This window comes from Flavobacterium sp. MEB061 (genome assembly GCF_000834715.1).
Taxonomy (GTDB): Bacteria; Bacteroidota; Bacteroidia; order Flavobacteriales; family Flavobacteriaceae; genus Flavobacterium; species Flavobacterium pectinovorum.
In genome coordinates, this window is the sequence record NZ_JXQR01000027.1 from 196,301 (window position 1) to 214,633 (window position 18,333).

At 32.7% G+C, this 18,333-nt stretch carries 20 protein-coding genes; 9 read left to right on the forward strand and 11 right to left on the reverse strand.

The genetic code is table 11. From position 1 onward, the window contains the following. Positions 1 to 3: 3 nt before the first annotated feature. From RT99_RS14410 to RT99_RS14420, 3 genes are all read right to left on the reverse strand, one after another. Positions 4 to 1,143 carry an efflux RND transporter periplasmic adaptor subunit gene (locus RT99_RS14410; protein ID WP_371198031.1) on the reverse strand — a complete coding sequence of 380 codons (1,140 nt, stop codon included), beginning with the start codon at positions 1,141 to 1,143 and terminating at the stop codon, positions 4 to 6. A gap of 320 nt (positions 1,144 to 1,463) precedes the next feature. Then, a complete protein-coding gene (locus RT99_RS14415; RefSeq protein WP_042565432.1) occupies positions 1,464 to 2,057 on the reverse strand; it encodes a TetR/AcrR family transcriptional regulator in 594 nt (197 codons plus the stop codon). 519 nt (positions 2,058 to 2,576) lie between these two features. Then, a complete protein-coding gene (locus tag RT99_RS14420; RefSeq protein WP_042565433.1) occupies positions 2,577 to 3,500 on the reverse strand; it encodes an SMP-30/gluconolactonase/LRE family protein in 924 nt (307 codons plus the stop codon). Positions 3,501 to 3,924: 424 nt separating this feature from the next. Between RT99_RS14420 and RT99_RS14425 the strand changes: the two genes are divergently transcribed. From RT99_RS14425 to RT99_RS14455, 7 genes are all read left to right on the forward strand, one after another. Next, entirely contained in the window at positions 3,925 to 4,938 is a 1,014-nt protein-coding gene (locus RT99_RS14425) for a zinc-binding alcohol dehydrogenase family protein (RefSeq protein ID WP_042565434.1), read from the forward strand. A gap of 205 nt (positions 4,939 to 5,143) precedes the next feature. Further along, positions 5,144 to 5,323 (forward strand): type II toxin-antitoxin system HicA family toxin, encoded by a 180-nt coding sequence (locus RT99_RS14430; protein ID WP_042565435.1) that lies wholly within the window; start codon positions 5,144 to 5,146, stop codon positions 5,321 to 5,323. Between the two features lie 21 nt (positions 5,324 to 5,344). Next, entirely contained in the window at positions 5,345 to 5,740 is a 396-nt protein-coding gene (locus RT99_RS14435; protein WP_042565436.1) for a hypothetical protein, read from the forward strand. A 51-nt stretch (positions 5,741 to 5,791) separates the two neighbouring features. Next, positions 5,792 to 6,232 carry a cupin domain-containing protein gene (locus RT99_RS14440; protein WP_042565437.1) on the forward strand — a complete coding sequence of 147 codons (441 nt, stop codon included), beginning with the start codon at positions 5,792 to 5,794 and terminating at the stop codon, positions 6,230 to 6,232. Between the two features lie 117 nt (positions 6,233 to 6,349). Continuing rightward, positions 6,350 to 7,249, forward strand: a complete 900-nt coding sequence (gene gnd, locus RT99_RS14445; protein WP_042565438.1) for a phosphogluconate dehydrogenase (NAD(+)-dependent, decarboxylating) — start codon at positions 6,350 to 6,352, stop codon at positions 7,247 to 7,249. A 54-nt stretch (positions 7,250 to 7,303) separates the two neighbouring features. Beyond that, positions 7,304 to 8,620: a gluconate:H+ symporter gene (locus RT99_RS14450; RefSeq protein ID WP_042565439.1), complete on the forward strand. Its 1,317-nt coding sequence runs from the start codon at positions 7,304 to 7,306 to the stop codon at positions 8,618 to 8,620. A 5-nt stretch (positions 8,621 to 8,625) separates the two neighbouring features. Beyond that, complete coding sequence (locus RT99_RS14455) at positions 8,626 to 10,044, forward strand: gluconokinase (protein ID WP_042565480.1); 1,419 nt, start codon at positions 8,626 to 8,628, stop codon at positions 10,042 to 10,044. Positions 10,045 to 10,206: 162 nt separating this feature from the next. On the opposite strand, the gene RT99_RS14460 is transcribed toward RT99_RS14455, so the two are convergent. The 6 genes from RT99_RS14460 to RT99_RS14485 all read right to left on the reverse strand — a co-directional run bounded on the left by RT99_RS14460 (position 10,207) and on the right by RT99_RS14485 (position 14,435). Beyond that, positions 10,207 to 10,551, reverse strand: coding sequence for a dimethylsulfonioproprionate lyase family protein (locus RT99_RS14460; RefSeq protein WP_042565440.1), 345 nt, complete (start codon positions 10,549 to 10,551; stop codon positions 10,207 to 10,209). Between the two features lie 29 nt (positions 10,552 to 10,580). After that, positions 10,581 to 10,994, reverse strand: coding sequence for a DoxX family membrane protein (locus RT99_RS14465; protein WP_042565441.1), 414 nt, complete (start codon positions 10,992 to 10,994; stop codon positions 10,581 to 10,583). 86 nt (positions 10,995 to 11,080) lie between these two features. Further along, positions 11,081 to 11,875: an AraC family transcriptional regulator gene (locus RT99_RS14470; RefSeq protein WP_042565442.1), complete on the reverse strand. Its 795-nt coding sequence runs from the start codon at positions 11,873 to 11,875 to the stop codon at positions 11,081 to 11,083. A 197-nt stretch (positions 11,876 to 12,072) separates the two neighbouring features. After that, entirely contained in the window at positions 12,073 to 12,567 is a 495-nt protein-coding gene (locus RT99_RS14475) for an SRPBCC domain-containing protein (protein ID WP_042565443.1), read from the reverse strand. A gap of 463 nt (positions 12,568 to 13,030) precedes the next feature. Continuing rightward, a complete protein-coding gene (locus RT99_RS14480) occupies positions 13,031 to 13,639 on the reverse strand; it encodes a hypothetical protein (protein WP_042565444.1) in 609 nt (202 codons plus the stop codon). A gap of 190 nt (positions 13,640 to 13,829) precedes the next feature. Next, positions 13,830 to 14,435 carry a hypothetical protein gene (locus RT99_RS14485; RefSeq protein WP_042565445.1) on the reverse strand — a complete coding sequence of 202 codons (606 nt, stop codon included), beginning with the start codon at positions 14,433 to 14,435 and terminating at the stop codon, positions 13,830 to 13,832. 420 nt (positions 14,436 to 14,855) lie between these two features. Here RT99_RS14485 and RT99_RS14490 point away from each other — a divergent pair, with 420 nt between their 5' ends. Together RT99_RS14490 and RT99_RS14495 are read left to right on the forward strand one after the other, a co-directional pair. Continuing rightward, positions 14,856 to 15,404 (forward strand): type 1 glutamine amidotransferase domain-containing protein, encoded by a 549-nt coding sequence (locus RT99_RS14490; protein WP_042565446.1) that lies wholly within the window; start codon positions 14,856 to 14,858, stop codon positions 15,402 to 15,404. Between the two features lie 289 nt (positions 15,405 to 15,693). Then, positions 15,694 to 16,425 (forward strand): hypothetical protein, encoded by a 732-nt coding sequence (locus RT99_RS14495; protein WP_042565447.1) that lies wholly within the window; start codon positions 15,694 to 15,696, stop codon positions 16,423 to 16,425. 197 nt (positions 16,426 to 16,622) lie between these two features. On the opposite strand, the gene RT99_RS14500 is transcribed toward RT99_RS14495, so the two are convergent. Both RT99_RS14500 and RT99_RS14505 read right to left on the reverse strand, forming a co-directional pair. Next, positions 16,623 to 17,441 carry a hypothetical protein gene (locus tag RT99_RS14500; RefSeq protein WP_042565481.1) on the reverse strand — a complete coding sequence of 273 codons (819 nt, stop codon included), beginning with the start codon at positions 17,439 to 17,441 and terminating at the stop codon, positions 16,623 to 16,625. 121 nt (positions 17,442 to 17,562) lie between these two features. Next, positions 17,563 to 18,108, reverse strand: a complete 546-nt coding sequence (locus tag RT99_RS14505; RefSeq protein WP_042565448.1) for a hypothetical protein — start codon at positions 18,106 to 18,108, stop codon at positions 17,563 to 17,565. Positions 18,109 to 18,333: the final 225 nt, after the last annotated feature.

Sequence of the window (18,333 nt, forward strand, 5' to 3'; positions counted from 1 at the left end):
AAATTATTTTTTAGTAATGATTTGCGCAACTGCTGTTGCTTTTTGAGGCTGGATAACCTGACCTTCCTGAAGTTTGTCAATTCCGCTTAAAACAATTTGGTCACCAGATTTTACACCATCGCTAATAAGATAGTTTGTACCGCTTTTACCAATAATCGTGATAGGCATTTTGTTTACTTTATTTTCTTTGTTTAAAGTGAAAACAAATACTTTATCCTGCATTTCAATAGTTGCTGATTGCGGAACAAGGATTGCATCGTCATGGTTAATTCCTAAACGAATTTTTCCTGTATTTCCAGAACGTAAAGTTCCGCTTGCATTAGGGAAAGTTGCTCTTAATGTAATCGCACCGGTAGTTTTATCAAATTGACCGTCGACCATATCAATTTTTCCTGATTTGCCATAATCGCTATTATCAGCCAAAATTAAAGTTACAGGAGGTAATTTTTTAATTTTATCACCAAGTGTGTTTCCTGCGTATTGAGATTTAAATTTGATGAAATCAGTTTCTCCTAAAGAGAAGTAAACAAAAACTTCATGTACATCAGATAATTTTGTTAAAGGCTCAATGTCAGATGCTGAAACTAAACTTCCTTGTTTTTTAGGCAATCTTCCAATATAACCACTCACTGGAGCTGTCACATTGGTATATCCTAAATTAATTTTTGCAGATTCTACCATTGCTCTTGCTTGTTCTATATTGGCAGCGGCAATTTTTTGAGAAGCTTTAGCCGTTTTTAACTGATAATCAGAAACTACTTTGTTTTGTACCAAAGGAGTTAATTTATCAACTTCTAACTGAGCGTTAATTAAAGCAGCTTCAGAAGCGTGAAGACTTGCCAAAGCATTGTTTAACTGCTCACGAAACGGACGTTCGTTTATTTTGAATAAAGTCTGACCTTTATTTACATAAGCACCTTCATCAACCAAAACGCGATCAAGGTTTCCGCTTACCTGAGGGCGAATTTCTACATCAACAGTTCCTTGTATTGAAGCAGGATATTCGGCATCAGTAACAGCATTTGAATTCTGGATAGCTAAAACAGGCAAAAGCGGTGCTGCAGGAGCTGGAGCCTGTTGTTTATCTGCACAACTACTTAGTACTAGCGCAAGAATAAAGCTGGTTATAATTACATTTTTCATTTTAATATTGGTTTTAATTTGTTGGACATTCTCGTTTTTAAAAATTTTATTTGTGGTATTCTGGAAATTCATATTTATGTCTATTAAATTTTCTAACGTTGTTAAGTAAATTGGTGCAAAATTTCAAATAATAATGCATTCGAATTATATTTCATAAATCGGTATTAAATTATTTATCATTGTTAAGTAAATGACGAAAAAAAAGCCGTTGTATTACTCAATTAAATTTTCTAACGTCGTTAAGTAAAATTGTAAAAAAAAGTATTTGCAAATTTACCCATTAAATCATTTATCACTGTTAAGTAAAAATGAAATTTTTTTTATTGTATTGACTTTATGATTCCACCAATCGCATCTTTCAGGATTTGATTGTTGATAGTTTCCATTACTTCACTTCTGTTAATGATGTTAATCGCGATTAAGCCGTGAATAACAGAAAAGAAAGTAAAATACTTTTGTTTAATAACTTCCGGACTCGGATTACTGTCTTTCATAATTTCAGCAATCACCGCCGTAAACAGTTTATATGGGGCTTCAGCAGCCGAACATTGCTGAGAACAACAGTTCATTTGTACACCAAACATTACCTGATACATCTCGGTATCTGTAAAGGCAAAATCCCAATATGCCATCCACATTGCTTCGATTTGATCTTCTGGTTTTTCAAATTTGGCTTTGGCATTTTGAAGTTCCTTAGCTAGTTTTATAAAACCTTTTCCGGTCAATTCAGTTAAAATAGCTTCTTTATTAGAGAAATATTCATAAATAATAGGAGCGGTGTATTCAATTTTATCAGCAATCTTTCGCATACTAAGACCCTGCCATCCTTCTTCTTTGACGATAGCATAAGCAGCTTCAAGAATGTTACTTCTTGTCTCTTCTTTTTGTCTTAAAATTCGATCTTTACTTGCCATTTTATTTAAGTATTAAATTGTTTAACACTGTTAGGCAAATGTAACACCGTTTTTCTAATAATGAAATAATATTATCATAATATTTTCTTATCGTGATATAGATACCGAAAAATAAGGCTTTCTGAAGGATTTAAATAATTAGATATTTTGTTTTTATCGAAATTTGAATTCTTTTTTAAGCGTTTTTCAGATGTCTTATTTTGCAAAAACGTCGTCAAAATCAAAAGCTATACACAAAGTCGATAAAAACAGCTGAATTTTTAGAAGCAAACCAATCTCATCTTAATAAAAATATTCGTCACATTAAACTGGACTAAAGTCCAGCCCTACAAAACTGGGTAGAGCCGAAGGCTCTTTTTTTGATTTTTAAAAAATCATTCTAATGATTATCTGCACAGATTATAAAATTCCGGAGGAATGATTCATATTGTAGGGCTGGACTTTAGTCCAGTTTATTGATAAGGTTTGGTTTCCCAAAGTGTAAAGAATAACACAAGTATTTGGCACAATATCCATTGATTATTTCATTCCCCGAACGTTCATTTCTAACGTATAAACGCTTTTGCCAGCAGTTATAAATAATGTTTTAAATTTTTTTCCTCCAAAACAAACATTGGCTGTCCAAGGTTCCTGAACATCAATATGGGCTATTTTTTCTCCCTTTGGATTAAATACAGTAACTCCTTTTCCGGTTAAGTAAATGTTTCCGGACTCGTCTCTTGTCATTCCATCTGAACCTGATTCAGTAAAAAGCGTTTTTTTGCCTAGAGACCCATCAGTGTTGATAATATAAGAGTACGTTTTGTTTGCTGTTATATCCGCTACGTATAAAGTTTTTCCATCGGAAGTTCCAATTATCCCATTGGGTTTTATAAGCTCATCGTCAACGTTAATAATTTTAGATTTATCCGGAGATAAATAGTAAACACATTCTTTCTCTATTTCTTTGGAGGTATGTTTCCAGTAATCTCTTTTGTAAAAAGGATCTGTAAAATAGATACCACCTTTGGGATCAACCCAGAGATCATTAGGACCATTCAGCTTTTTTCCTTCAAAGTCATTTACCAACACAGTAGTATTTTTGTTTTGGTCTATTTTCCAAATTTCATTTTTTTCATCGGCACAAGCCAAAAGATTGCCTTCGTGATCAAAATACAAACCGTTAGCTCTTCCTGCATTTTCCATAAAAACAGAAAGTTCCCCATTAACCGACCATTTTATGATTCTGTTATTAGGCTGATCGGTAAAATAAATATTTCCTTTTTTATCTGCGGCAGGTCCTTCTGTAAAACGGTATTGATCGGATAGTTTTGTGAGAACGGCGCCTTTTGCAATTAAGTTATGGTTGTTGCCTTCTGATAGCTGAGCGTATATGAAATTTGTAAAAGAAAAAGCGATGAAAAATATTAGAAGTAATTTTATTTTAAGTTGGAGTTGGTTCATAGTGAAAAGGTTTAAAGGTTGTTTTTTGAAAAAATGAAAGGCTAATATAGTTTGTTTTATGGTTCTCGTGTTAATTTCTTAGTGTTCATAAGTAAAATTTCTAAGTAGAATTTGGGTTATTCTTTTTTAGGAGCAGAAGAATTATGTTTTTTAAGACGACTTGTCCCGCTATCCGCTTGTATCTTTTCCGGGCTAAAAAGCCAGAAAAAGGATACCGCTTCTATCGGGGCTAGGAGAGAGGTTTAGTTTTTTATGAGATACATAAAGTAAATTAATTTCTTATTTTTATTAATGGTCAATTTTAACCTATCATTAATAATCTCCAAACGATAAACATATACAAATTCATAACAAATTTGTACAATTTCCAGATTCTTCTTTGTCCGTATCTTTGTATTATTAGTTTAAATCAAAACATAAAAAGATGAAAGCAATAGGATTTAAAACCTCATTATCAATAGAAAAAGAAGATAGTTTTACAGCATTTGAAACTCCAAAACCAACTCCCGTAGGACTTGATTTATTAGTTAAAGTTCAAGCCGTTTCGGTAAATCCGGTCGATTTTAAAATCCGCCAGAATAGTGCCAAAGAAACTGTTTTAGAAACTCCAAAAATCATAGGTTGGGATGCCGTAGGAATTGTAGAAGCCATTGGCGATCAGGTGAGTTTATTTAAAGTAGGCGACGAAGTGTATTATGCCGGAGATATTACCAAACCAGGCAGTAATGCCGAATATCAACTTATTGATGAACGCATTGTTGGCAGAAAACCAAAATCACTTTCGATAGAACAAGCTGCTGCGATGCCGTTAACAGGTTTGACAGCCTGGGAAATATTATTTGACAGAATTAGAATTGACCCTGAAAAAGATAAAGGGAAAACTATTTTGATAATTGGCGGAGCAGGCGGTGTAGGCTCAATTGCCATTCAACTGGCTAAAAAAGTGGCAGGCTTAACTGTAATCGCTACAGCTTCACGTCCTGAATCTATTGAATGGTGTAAACAGCAAGGCGCCGATTTTGTAGTCAATCATAAAAAATTGATACAAGAAGTTCGAGACGCCGGTTTTCAACAAGTTGATTTTATATTAGATTTTGTTGATGCTAATCAATATTGGAATGCATTTGTAGAGTTGATAAAACCTCAGGGGCATATTGGCTGCATAAGTGATCCTGTCGAAAATGTGAATCTTCGTCAATTAAAAGGCAAAAGTGTCAGTTTCCACTGGGAGTCAATGTTTACACGCTCTGTGTTTCAAACCGAAGATATGATAGCGCAACACCATATTTTAAACAAATTAGCTGATTTATTAGACAACGGAACAATTCAATCTACTTTAAAAACAACATTGAATGGCTTAACGGTCTCTAATTTTAAAGAAGCGCACAAACTATTGGAATCGGGAACTACTATTGGTAAAATTGCAATTAAAATTTAAGGAGAAAATTTAAGAAAGAAGAAAGCAAGCTGATAAGGCTTGCTTTTTTATTGATAATAAAAAGATTTTTACAAAATTACCTAATCTTTAAATATAAATATTTTCTTACTTTTGTTTTGTGATTTTAAAAAATTAATACATCACAAAATTTATTTTTTTAACTATTTAAGATAGTAATTTTACTATCTTTGTAAAATCGTTTTTAATGAAGTCAAGAGAATTTATTAGGGAAGCTATGCGAAATGGCTGGGTATTCTTAAGACAAGGAAAAGGAAGTCATGAGATTTATGAAAAGGATGGTAAACAAGTTGTGATTCCTAATCATGGAGCAAAAGAAATTGGAAAAGGATTAGAGCAAAAATTAAGAAAAGAGATGGAGTTGTAGCCTATCTAAAAGTTGATAAATATGAAAACAATTAAAATTATTATCGAAAGAAACGAAGATGGTTTTTGGGGTTATGCAGAAAATGAGAAAGCAATTGTTGGTGGTGGCGATACAGTTCAGGAATGCAAACAAGATATATTAGATTGTATTGAAACTTTAAAAGAATTAAATGGAGATAATAAGCCAGGTTTTCTGGATAAGGAATATGAACTACTTTATAAATTTGATACTGCAAGTTTATTAAATTATTATAAAGGCATATTTACCAACTCAGCACTAGAAAGGATTACAGGTATAAATCAAAAACAAATTCAACATTACGCATCAGGTCACAGAAACCCAAGATTAGAGCAGCGTTTAAAAATAGAAAATGCTTTACATAATCTGGGAAAGGAACTTTTAGCAGTAGAATTGTAAATTTTTAATTTTTATAGATTTCATTTTTTTGTATTATTACTATAAAAAAACATGAAACTATCAACTACCATTAAAGTTGCAATCGTAACTTTAATAACTCATACCATACAATCTCAGGAAGTAAAAAAAGAAACAGCTCCAACAGAGATAAAATATACCATTGAAAACTGTGTCAATCATTTTGATTTAGACAAAGCAACAAAAACCAAAGTAGGATACCAATATTGGTTTGGTGATAAAAATTTTACTCAGGAAAACACACTCAAAATGAGTATCGTCGAACCCGGAAAATCTACACACGCACCGCATCATCACATTGAAGAAGAATTTTTTTATATTCTTGAAGGAACAGCTCAATTTTATTTGGATGGAAAAACCACAACTGCCGGACCAAATACCAGTTTCTATTGTCCGTCAAATATGGAGCACGGCATTAGCAATGTTGGAAAAACAGACCTAAAATATCTCGTAATCAAGAAAGATTTGAGATAGGAATAATTCGCTGCAACCATTCGCTTCAATTTTTTATTTAACATATTAAATCAAAATTGAAACAATTAAAAGCACGGAAAGTAATATTTTTACGAATCAAATAATAAAAAAAGACACATGCAAGTAGGAATAATAGGATTGGGAAAAATGGGATTTAATCTCGCCTTGAATTTAAAAAGAAATAATTATGATGTTGTTGCACAGGATGTCAACTCCGATTTTGTTTCAAAAATTGGTCAGGAAGGAATTGAAACCGCCTTTTCTGTTGAAGAACTTTGCAAAAAGCTTACAGACAGAAGAGTGATTTGGCTAATGGTTCCTGCTGGCGAAATCGTAGATGCTGTTATAACTTCTTTATTGCCATATTTGTCAAAAAGCGATATTATTATTGACGGCGGAAATTCGAATTACAACGATTCAAAACGCCGTTATGCACAACTAAAAGAACATGGAATTGATTTTTTAGATTGTGGAACTTCTGGCGGAACTTCCGGAGCTTTAAATGGAGCCTGTACCATGATTGGCGGAGATGCCGATGTATTTGATTATGTAGCAAAAGTTTTCCAGGACATTTCTGTAGAAAACGGATTTTTATATACCGGAGCTGCCGGAAGCGGGCATTTTACTAAAATGGTTCACAACGGTATCGAGTACGGAATGATGCAGTCTATTGCAGAAGGATTTGAGGTTTTTGAACATTCAGAATTTGATATCGATTTTCAAAAAACGGCCAAATTGTTCAATCACGGTTCAGTGGTTCGCAGCTGGTTGATGGAACTTACTGAAAATGCTTTTTCTAAAGATGCAAGACTAGACGGAATAAAAGGAATTATGCATTCATCTGGCGAAGGAAAATGGACTTTAGAAACAGCTTTAGATTTAGGCGTTCCAACTCCTGTGATCGCCCTTTCAATTATGATGCGTTATCGTTCTCAAATGTCGGATACGTTTTCTGGAAAAGTGGTGGCGGCACTTCGAAATGAGTTTGGCGGACACGCTGTAGAAAAAAGCGAATAAAAGTTATTTAGCTATTTCGAATACAGTTATTAATCATTTATCACATTCAAATCCATGTCTTTACTGATTCTGATTGCCAGTATTCTTTTGTTATTGCTTCTTATTTCCGGCGTTAAACTTAATGCCTTTATCGCTTTAATTATTGCCGCATTTTTTGTGGGAATCGCAAAGCAAATGCCTTTTCCTGATTTAATTAATTCAATTCAATCCGGAATTGGAAGTACACTCGGATCTTTAATTTTAATTATTGCATTTGGAGTTATTCTGGGTAATTTGTTATCAGACAGTGGTGCCGCGCAGCGAATTAGTTCCGTAATGATTGATTCCTTTGGCATCAGGCATATTAAATGGGCAATGGTTATTACCGGTTTTTCAGTAGGGATTTCGATGTTTTATAATGCGGGTTTTATTATTTTAATTCCGATGGTTTTTGCTGTTGCTAAAAGTACCAAACAGCCCATTATTTATCTGGGAATTGCAATGGCTTCGGCACTTTCTATAACGCACGGTTTTTTACCGCCGCATCCCGGACCTACAGCAATTGCGGTTATTTTTAAAGCCAATATTGGTAAAACATTACTTTACGGACTTCTGGTAGCGTTGCCAGCACTTTTTGTAGCCGGAATCGTTTTTCCCGAGTTTATCAAAAAAATCCAGGCGTTTCCTCCAAAAGGATTATTCGAAAGTAAAACTTTTACAGAAGCCGAAATGCCTTCTTTTCAAATCAGTATTCTAACTGCTTTAGTTCCTGTTTTTTTAATGGCAACTGCAACTTTTAGTGAATTAATTTTGTCGGAAGGTTCAATACGATCCATTTTACTTTTCATAGGAAATCCAACCACTTCAATGCTAATTGCCGTACTTTTTGCGGTATTTTCTTTAGGAATTTTTCGCGGAAGAAAAATGCAGGATATTATGGATAAATCGGGTAGTGCCATGAGTTCTGCCACCATGATTATTTTAATTATTGCTGCCGGTGGCGCTTTTAAACAGGTTTTAATAGACAGCGGAATGGGAAATGATTTAAGTACATTTTTCGAAAAATCCTCTCTTTCTCCCTTATTTTTAGGCTGGTTAATAGCCACAATTATTCGTATTGCTTTAGGCTCTGCAACTGTTGCAGGATTAACCGCAGCAGGAATTGTACAGCCCTTAGTATTGGCTTCTGGCGTCAGTCCCGAATTAATGGTATTGTCTATTGGTGCAGGAAGCTTAATGTGTTCTCACGTCAACGATACCGGATTCTGGATGTTTAAGGAATATTTTGGCATCAGTATTTCGGATACTTTTAAAACCTGGACGGTGATGGAAACCATTATTGGTGTAATGGGATTAATAGGCGTTTTGGTGCTCAATTTATGGATCAAATAAAAAACATGGAATCATTTTATATAGGAATCGATATTGGAACCACAGCCACAAAAGCCATTTGTTTTGACAAGCAGGGAAATGTCATCAAAGAGGTTTCAATGGCATACCCAATGTACCATCCAAAACCGGATTGGAGTGTTCAAAATCCCGAACAAATTTTGCAAACGGTTAAAGATTGCATTACCGAAATTACAAATGGAATTCAGCCGGAATTTATCAGTTTTAGCTCGGCGATGCAAAGTATTATCGCTATCGATGAAACCGGAAAACCCTTAACAGAGGCTATTTTATGGGCTGATAACAGAGCTCACACAATTGCAGAAAAACTTAAAAATTCTGAAAAAGGAAAACATTTTTATCAAAAAACCGGAATCCCGATTCATCCTTTTTCACCCATGACTAAAATTGCATGGTTTAAGGAATTTGATTCCGATATTTTTTCTAAAACCTATAAATTCATTAGCATTAAAGAATATGTATGGCATCATCTTACGAATGAATATTATACAGATACTTCAATGGCATCCGGTACGGGATTATTGAACATTCATACTTTAAAATGGGATGAGGAAATTTTAGATTTTTTAAGTCTGAAATCCGAACAATTATCGTCAGTTTGTGAAGTAACACATCAATGCAAAGGGATTTCAGACGATTTTTTATATATAATTGGAGGAGGCGACGGCGCTTTGGCAAATTTAGGAACAGGAGCAATGAACAAAGGTTGTATTGCCTTAACCATTGGTACAAGCGGAGCTGTGCGTTTGCCAATAGACAATCCCTATCTTGACGAACAAATGCGAACGCAATGTTACCATTTGATGGATAATCAATATCTTACTCTGGGTGCGGTAAATAACGGCGCTATTATTCTACAATGGCTTAGGGAAACTTTGCTAAAAACAGATCAGTCTTTTGAAGTTCTTTTTGCAGAAGCAGAAAAAATTCCTGCCGGATCAGATGGTTTGCTTTTTGTCCCTTATTTATTGGGCGAAAGAGCGCCAATTTGGGATGCTGCTGCACAAGGATCAATTCTAGGAATGCAAATTACCCATACGCAGGCGCATTTGGTAAGGGCGACTTTAGAAGGGATTTTGTTTGGATTGTTTCAAATAACCGAAATTTTAATTCCCGATACTGAAAGAAGAAAACAGACCAAAGTAATGGCGAGTGGCGGATTTGGAAAAAGTGAACTCTGGCTTCAAATGGTGGCCGATATTTTTCAGATGACCGTAGAAACTTCCCAAACGATTGAAGGTTCTGCCTGGGGCGCTGTATTAATTGGAATGAAATCTATTGGTATTGACGTCGTGACTGAAAACAAAACCGGAAAGATTTTTTATCCCAATACAGACCATAAAGATGTTTATGAAAATGCTTTTAAGAAGTTTAAAAAAGTATATCAGGTATTGAAAGATTTGTGAGATGTTATAAAGATTTAAAGTATTAATTAATAAAAACACTCTCGCAAAGTCGCAGAGCCGCAAAGTTTTCTTTTTTTAAGTTTCCCTTTGCGACTTTGCGACTTTGCGAGATTATTTCAACATGCTCTGTAAAAAATTAAAAGACCTCAGACCATTTACATATCACTTCAAAATAACAACTTCCTCCGGCACTTTAAACAATAATATACATCCGGTTTTAGAAAACACAGAATGTGTGCTTCCCGGTGGCATATACAAATAATCGCCTTTTTTAAGTTCATCTTTTCCGGAGCGCACTTCGCCTTCGAGAACAAAGATTTCTTCTCCCGAGGGATGACTGTGATTTGGATATGAAGCTCCCGGTTCAAATTTAGATAAAAAGGCTGTTGGTCTTTTGGCAACGTCGTCGTAACACAAAGTTTTTACAGAGATTCCGTCTGTTTTTACACCTTCTTCGATTAAAGGTTTCCAATTTATTTCACTGGTTTTTGTGATTTGTTTTTCCATTTTTATTGAATTTTAATTTGTTACTTTTTCTAAATCATTTCATCTAAACTCCACTTATATTGCTCTGCAGTCGACAACAGAAAAGCCGCCATAGAAAACACAAATACCGAATAATCTAACGGATCTTTTATTCCAAAAGAATACGTCATGGCAACGGCAAACAATAAAGTCAAAAGGGAAGTGGCAATTGCGGACAATCTGGTTTTAAAACCGATTAATAAAAGTATTCCCAAAAGTGTTTCGGCAATGGTCGCAGTAATAGCAACTGAGGGAATACAACTTTTTGGAGCAAAGGAGTTTACTTTTTCGGTGTAAGCCAGAAAATTTTCCCAGCCAGAGGAGTAATTTCCCCATAAACCTAACCGACTCGAAACGGCAGAAATAAATCCCGCTGATAATGCGAGTCGCAAAAGCAAGACTGCAAAATCCTGATATCTTTTCATGTGTTTTTGATTAGCAATTATTACAGGTACAAAGATGTAATAAGTGCTAACGCGAAAGAATAGAGAATCTAAGAAAAAGCATGTAATTATAAATGCGGAACTTTTTCTTTATATGATTTTGGAGAGATATTAGTGTGTTTTTTGAAGAAGTTCGAAAAGTAAAACGGATCATTAAATCCCAAAGCATAAGCGACTTCTTTTACCGATAACTTCTCGTAATTAAACAAACGTTTTGCTTCAGAAATAATTAATCCGAAGACTACATTTTGTGCCGTTTTGTTGGTGTGTAATTTGGAAAGTTCGTTTAGTTTGGATTCGGTTGTACCAATGAGAGAAGCGATTTCATTAACAGAAAGATTCTTTTCGAAGTTCTTTAAAACAGTTTCCAGAAAATGCAGAAACAATGCATCGGGTTTGTAAATTTCATCGCCACGATTGATTTTGGTACGATTAATTTCAATCAATATTAATTCAATTCGGCTGTGAATAGAAATGAGATATTGATAAGGCGTCTCGGTTAATTCTTTGCTTATTTCTTCCAATTGCTTGATAATGATTTCGCTGTTATCGATCTTAATCATTTCATTCATAGCAAAATGACAAAACAATCCGTTGTGGAAAATCAATTCCATATCAGTATCATCTTTGCAGAAAAAATTATAGGTAAATTCTAAAACAAATCCGGTTGCGTTTTGAATGTCTTTGAAATAATGAATTTGTCCGGAAGTTATCGTAATAACAGAATTTTGGGTTAATATAAATTCATTTTCATCAACAGAAATTGTTGTAGAACCTGAGGTACAAAAAATCAGGACATATTTTAAAATACGTCTTGGATTTTGTAAATCTGCAGCCTGATCAAATGTTTTTATAGAAATCATATTGAAAACAATTCTTAATCAAAAATAAGACTTATTTCAGGAGTTTAAAAATAATCTCGCAAAGGCGAGGAGTAAAGATTTTTTCACGCAGATCAGACAGATTTAAGCAGATTTATTTTTAGTAAATTATAATCTGCGTATATCTGCTTCAATCTTTTAAAAATCTGCGTGAAAAAAACTTTATAATATTATTATCGTTACGATAAACTCTCCAAAACCTTTTCTAAGTTATCAATAGTCATTTTAAAGCCTTGTACAAAGCCCATTTCAATCATTTTCTCCATGCGTTCCAAAGATTCGTTGAAAATGGTAATATTAACTGTGGTAACCCCGTCTTGTTCACTAAAAACATAATCCCAGTCAGAACCGGGTAATTGACGGTTTTCATTTTCGTCTGCAAACGTATTGTACATTTTAAAATTCGTTTTCGGCGTAATCGAAGTATATTCCTGAACCGACCAGCGTTCTTGTCCTTCAGGACTTACCATCGCGTAGAATCGTCTTCCGCCAACTTCAAAATTCATGTATTTTGTTTTCGCTGTAAAGGGTTTTGGCGCTACCCATTGATCCAGAATTTCTGCTTTAGTAAAAGCATCCCAAACCAAAGGTAATTCTGCATTAAATTCTCTTGTTATAACTACTGTTTTTGATGGTTTGTCTACGGTAAAATCAAATAATAAATCGCTTTTCATTTTTTCTCTGTTTTTTTATAGTTAATAATATGTCGTCAAGTGGTTAAAAAGTTTTTTTATAATATTCGTGCAAATTTGCAAATAAAATCTTGCAAGAAAATCTAAATTAGAAAACTTTACGCTTCTGGGACTTAATAAGTGTCATAATTTTTATTTTTAAATAATTAATTAAGAAACTAATCGGTTGCAAATATATGTGCAACTATTTGGTTTCGCAAATTTTTTAGTGATTATTTTTATTAGAAATAATTTAGAGTGGTTGTTGTTGAGGATATTACTATGAATTACTACTGGTTTTGTTTCGCAAAATTACGCGAAAGCGAGCACAGAGATTCACAAAGTTTTTTTGTTTAAAAGCTTGAAAAAGTAATCGCGCAAAGTCGCTAAGGCGCAAAGCTTTGTTTTTGATAAATTCTATTGTCACCCTGAGCGGAGTCGAAGGCTTATGAAATCTATTTTACAACTAAAACTGTTCAGGTTTGAACTTATTTTGTCGTATTGATTCGTCTAAATTCTCTTTCCAGCCCTTGCATATTGAGCCGCCGGCGTCATTATCAAAAGTGTCGTTAACAACATCATTCAAGAGATAATCTAAAGAAGCAAGTACTTTTTTCCCGGCTATGCTTTTTGGCGTTCCACCTCTGGAAACGTGATGATCTATGGCAGACAAATCAGGATAATTTATTTCGAAATCCTCACTCAATATTTTTTTACCCTTTACAATGAAATCAACATCAGAATAGGATAGCGTTACCATAATTTGCGGACTAACCCATGAACCTTTACTAACTCTTTGCCAAAAGTACGATACTAAGCTTTCCCGTGTGGCCTGTTTTAGACTTAGTAAAGCAATTGAAGCAACCAAATGTGACCTCCAGTCTTCATTTAAAATTAAAAGTTTAATACCTTCTTTAATCGATTCTGCGGAATTATTTTCAAGAATAAATTCTAACTTAGAGATACTCAATTTTAAGTTGAACGTTTCTGGTTCTTCAGCATAACTTCTAAAGCTTAAAAACGGCAGATGATTCGGTTGCCCGTCCCAAAAGTTTCTGAAAATTCCTAATTCCATTTCGATTTTATTAGAGTTTTTGGATTTATTGGCTTTTAAAAATTGCGAAAACGACTTTTGACTAAATGAAAATAGAGTTAAAAAGTAATTTCGATAGTAAGAATTGAAAAGTTTCTTTAACATAGTATCGTTGTGATTGGTTTTTGTTATTTGCTGCGTTCACAAGCAGGAAATTTGCTGTACTGATTTTTTAATTTATTCTTAGAGTAAAAAAAAATATTATCATTACGATTCCAATTATAATTTCCGGACTTACTTCATCGAAAAATTTAGGCTTTTTAGAAAAAGAATATACTATTGCTGTCATAATTGATAATGCAAATAGTAACAAGAAACCCATTTTTCCATCTTTATTATCTACTCTGTTTCTGCATTGAATGTCGAGGTATTCTTTGTCGTTTTTTATAAGTGAATGAATTTCGCAGGAAGTTTCCCTGTCAAAATCCTCTATATCCTCTTTTAAAATAGCAATCGAAATTGTATCTCCCGCTTTTATTTCACTTAGAATTTCATCTTTATTAGCACATCTGTAATCAAAACTTGCAATCTCAAAAGTACTGTAGTTATCCACACATTTGAATTCTATCCATCTTCTCCCATGTTTGCCTTTTGTTTCTTTAAATTCAGGCTCTTGTGACGTTATTAAATTATCATAAACTTCAAGCTCTGATGACTTTATAATGTAACTTCCACTTATTACTTTCATAAAAAAGTAGGTTCCAATGATGAAACAAATTATGGCTACATTTAAATAATCTTTTTGCTTTTTCTCCCAATCCTCAAGATTATCAGCCATATATTTTAATTGAAATATTTAGTTTTATTGGTCGTACGACGTGCGAAATCTTTCCATTTCGTAACTTATTTTTATAGACAAATAAAGGAAAAAACTTAGATAAATTGATTATAGATCATTGAAATATTTACAAAGTCGGGAGAACATAATGTAGTGGCATATTTTTCTTGTTTTCCTGAAATGTCTTTTTATTTTCTTATTCACTAATTTATACAATTATTTTCTTAGCTTGATCCTATAAAATAGTAAACTAAATTGACATGAATTTTATATAATTTCAATTTAATTTTTAAGAAAAATCTGAAATTCAATTAATTAACTTTTATTAAAGAAAGGTTTAACATGCTCAGTTTTCGCTGGCTGTCTGAAATTATTAATTTTAACTAAATCAAAATTTATAACGATTAAATATTTAAAATTATGAAAAAGAATATAGCCATATTAGCAACAAACGGTTTTGAAGAATCAGAATTATCATCGCCTAAAGCCTATCTGGAAGAGCAGGGTTGGAATGCAGATATCATCAGTTTGAAATCAGGGACAATCAAAGCCTGGAAAGACGGAAATTGGAGCAAAGAATATAATGTAGATGTAGTTTTAGATCAGGCAAATGAAGCCGATTATGATGCTTTGGTTCTTCCGGGAGGAGTTATAAACCCTGATTTATTGAGAAGAGAAGAAGCTGCAGTAAATTTTGTACGTTCTTTTTTTGAAAGTAAAAAACCAGTAGCGGCTATTTGTCATGGTCCTCAAATTCTGGTAGATGCAGATGTTTTAGAAGGTCGAAAAGTAACTTCGTTCTTCTCTGTTAAAAACGATTTGATAAATGCCGGAGCACAATGGGAAGATTCAGAAGTAGTCGTAGACAACGGATTAGTAACCAGCCGAAACCCGAATGATTTGCCCGCTTTTAATAAAAAAATGGTGGAAGAAATTAAAGAAGGAAAACACGAGCGTCAGACCGTGTAAATAGATTTTTATTATTTATCATGTTACAAAAAATGCAAGATCGATTTTGGTCTTGCATTTTTAAAAAAAAAAAATACTAGTTTAATTACTCATAATTAAATAGTTATTGGAGTTTTTCTATTATCCAATTCATGTGGTTAAGGATTTAATTACATTTATTTAGATTGTTACCAACTTTATGTTCAAGAGCCCCCAAGCGAATAGGAAACTAGGTAAAATACTTGTTTACTTTGCTGACACCAGAACTTTAACATCTATTTTGTATATTGCTTAACTTAAACGTTTATTAATGTATAGAGAATTAGTTGTTTTTAGAAATGGTTTTAAATATTTCGATAAAAATAAATCATGGATTTTAGGAGGGTTATTTATATTTTCGATATTACGAGACTATGTGTGGTATGCTTGCTTTGGTGTTAACATTTTATCTTATTCCACATTGCAAGATACGTTTGTTTCATTATTTAACTACGTAATTATTTTTTCAATTGTCCCTTTAATTTACATGTTTCTATCATTGTTATTGTCGAGGATCGTAAATAATCATAATGCAGTTATAATAAAAGTTGCAATATATTTCGCAGTATTTATTCTCGGCTTTATTTATTTCTTTCTCTTTAAGAAATTTGTTTCATTTCTCTTTGTCTTATTTTTTATTTATTTTATAGTTAAGGATTATGGAAAAAGAAATTACTTGAGTATCATAAGTTTTGTTACTCTAATATTTATAGCGCTTTCAATTTTTTTACCCTTGATGACTTATGTGCATGTTTTGAACCATGTGGAAAAAGCAAAAACGTTAGAATTTAAGGTAAGTGAGGACAATATGGATTTTTTTTCTTTTTCATATAATGATAAATTGTACGATACATCAAGTAAAAATTATTACTTGATTGGCAATACTTCCAATTATTTTTTTCTTTTTGATAATAGAATTGACAAGGCTCTTGTATTTCCTAAGAGTGAATGTAAAGATATAAAAACTGAAGTTTTTATATTATCTAATCTTAGCACTAAATAGGAAATAAAACCAGAAAGTCTTCTCTAATTCGAACATCTTGTTTGTGAACACAATCTACAATGCTAATTTTAGCATTGTAAACATCTTTTCAATAAACTTTGTACTAGATTTTTATTTTTCATTTAGTTACTTGGCATCTTTTGATTTCAGTAGTGAGATGCTCATGCCAGCAAGCAGGGAAATCAGAAAGTTTTATTTTATCCAATTTTTGTATTTAATTCATTCATTGTATAATGAACAAAGTTATGACCTAAATCAGTAAGAACATATTTTTCATTATCATCGAAAGCTGATTTTAAAGTTCCTGTTGAATAAGTTTTTTTTCTTTGTTGCTTTACAAAATTCCCATTGTAATCAGTTGCTCTATACTGTCGAATTACACCACCCATGCTTAAATCTCTAATCAACATTTTAAATAAATCGGCTTCCATAGAATCTTCTCTAACATATGCTCCGTTTAGTTCTTGCCAAATTTCGTTTCTAGTGGCATTCTGATTTTGATAAATCACTTTTATTACTGAAAAATGAATTTCGTGGTACAGATTTAACCAGTCTAGAAAAAGTCTAATTAAATCATCGGCAACAATTTTTTGTCCTCCCGCATTAGTGATTAATTTACGTATTAATTCTCGCTTTTCAAAAGTATCTGCATTGTCCCAAGTTCTAAAAGATTTTCGTACGATTTGTAAGTATTCTTCGCTTTCAAGTCTCTCATTTATTTCTTCAGAAAATTCGTTTAGTTTTTTCACCACTTCGTATAAAGTTTCACCAAGAAGTTTCATTTTAGTTCTATGTTCTTCAAGCCATTTTTCATAAAGTAAATTATTTTTAGGTTGGTCATCAAAATGTAAATCTGTTAGTGTCGTCAAAAATCCACCCACCCAAGGAATTCCTCCAAGTGCTGCGCCAAAAAATTTTGAGAAGATCCTATCTCTTTCACTTCCAGGTTGAGTTTTTAATTCCTTTTTAATTTGATCTTCAATTGAAGTATCAACAATTCTAATCTCATTTTTCATTTCATCGTGATTTACAATTTTTAAATGCTTTATATATCCTGTCTTGTCCTGAAAAAAGTTCACATATTCAATCCTAAAATAAGGAACAATATTTTGCTTTTCAATCAAGGAATTCTAAAAATTATTTGATTTTCTTAAGAACGGTAAGCAATTTTGGAATTTTGTCAACTTGTGTTTCTGTCCAGAAAGTATAGTTTAAAATTTTATCGTCATCATAACTATTTAGTTTGATGCTAATTCTACGATCTTTTTCATAAATAAAATATGACAAAGTCATTTCTTTTGCTTTAAAAATAAATTCGGAAGATTTGCCTTTGAACTTTAAGTCTAAATTTGGAATTACGTTATCTTCTACAAAATTTATAAATTCTTCAATCTCATCAATTCCAACCCAAGCCGTTTTACGAATGTCTGGATTCTTTATATACATGTCTAATTGCAAAGCATTAGTTTTTAAACCTGATTTTAAATCAATTACTTCTATGGGAAAGAAATTTACAGATTCACCTATTCCTGATTTAAATTCAGCGGTTGTATTCCAGTCTTTATTAATTCTTGTAAATTGTGTTTTATCAATTAATATTCGAGTTGATGATTCAATGTTTTCTTTTTGAGAATAAGCTAGAAACGTCCCAAGTATTAGAATTGTTGATAATAACTTTTTCATGTTTATTTGTTTTTAATTATTTAGAACAAAGATTATCAATTAGTAATCAGTCATATTACGGAAATCCATAATTTGCTAAATATTATTTTATCAAAAGTATCCATTTACCAATATAAACAACCAAGTACTTATACCTGATTATTTGTTATGAAAACAAAACCCCTAGCCCCGATGGGAGGGAAAATCCTTTTGTGGTGGGGTTCACCACAAAAGATTGGAAGGAAC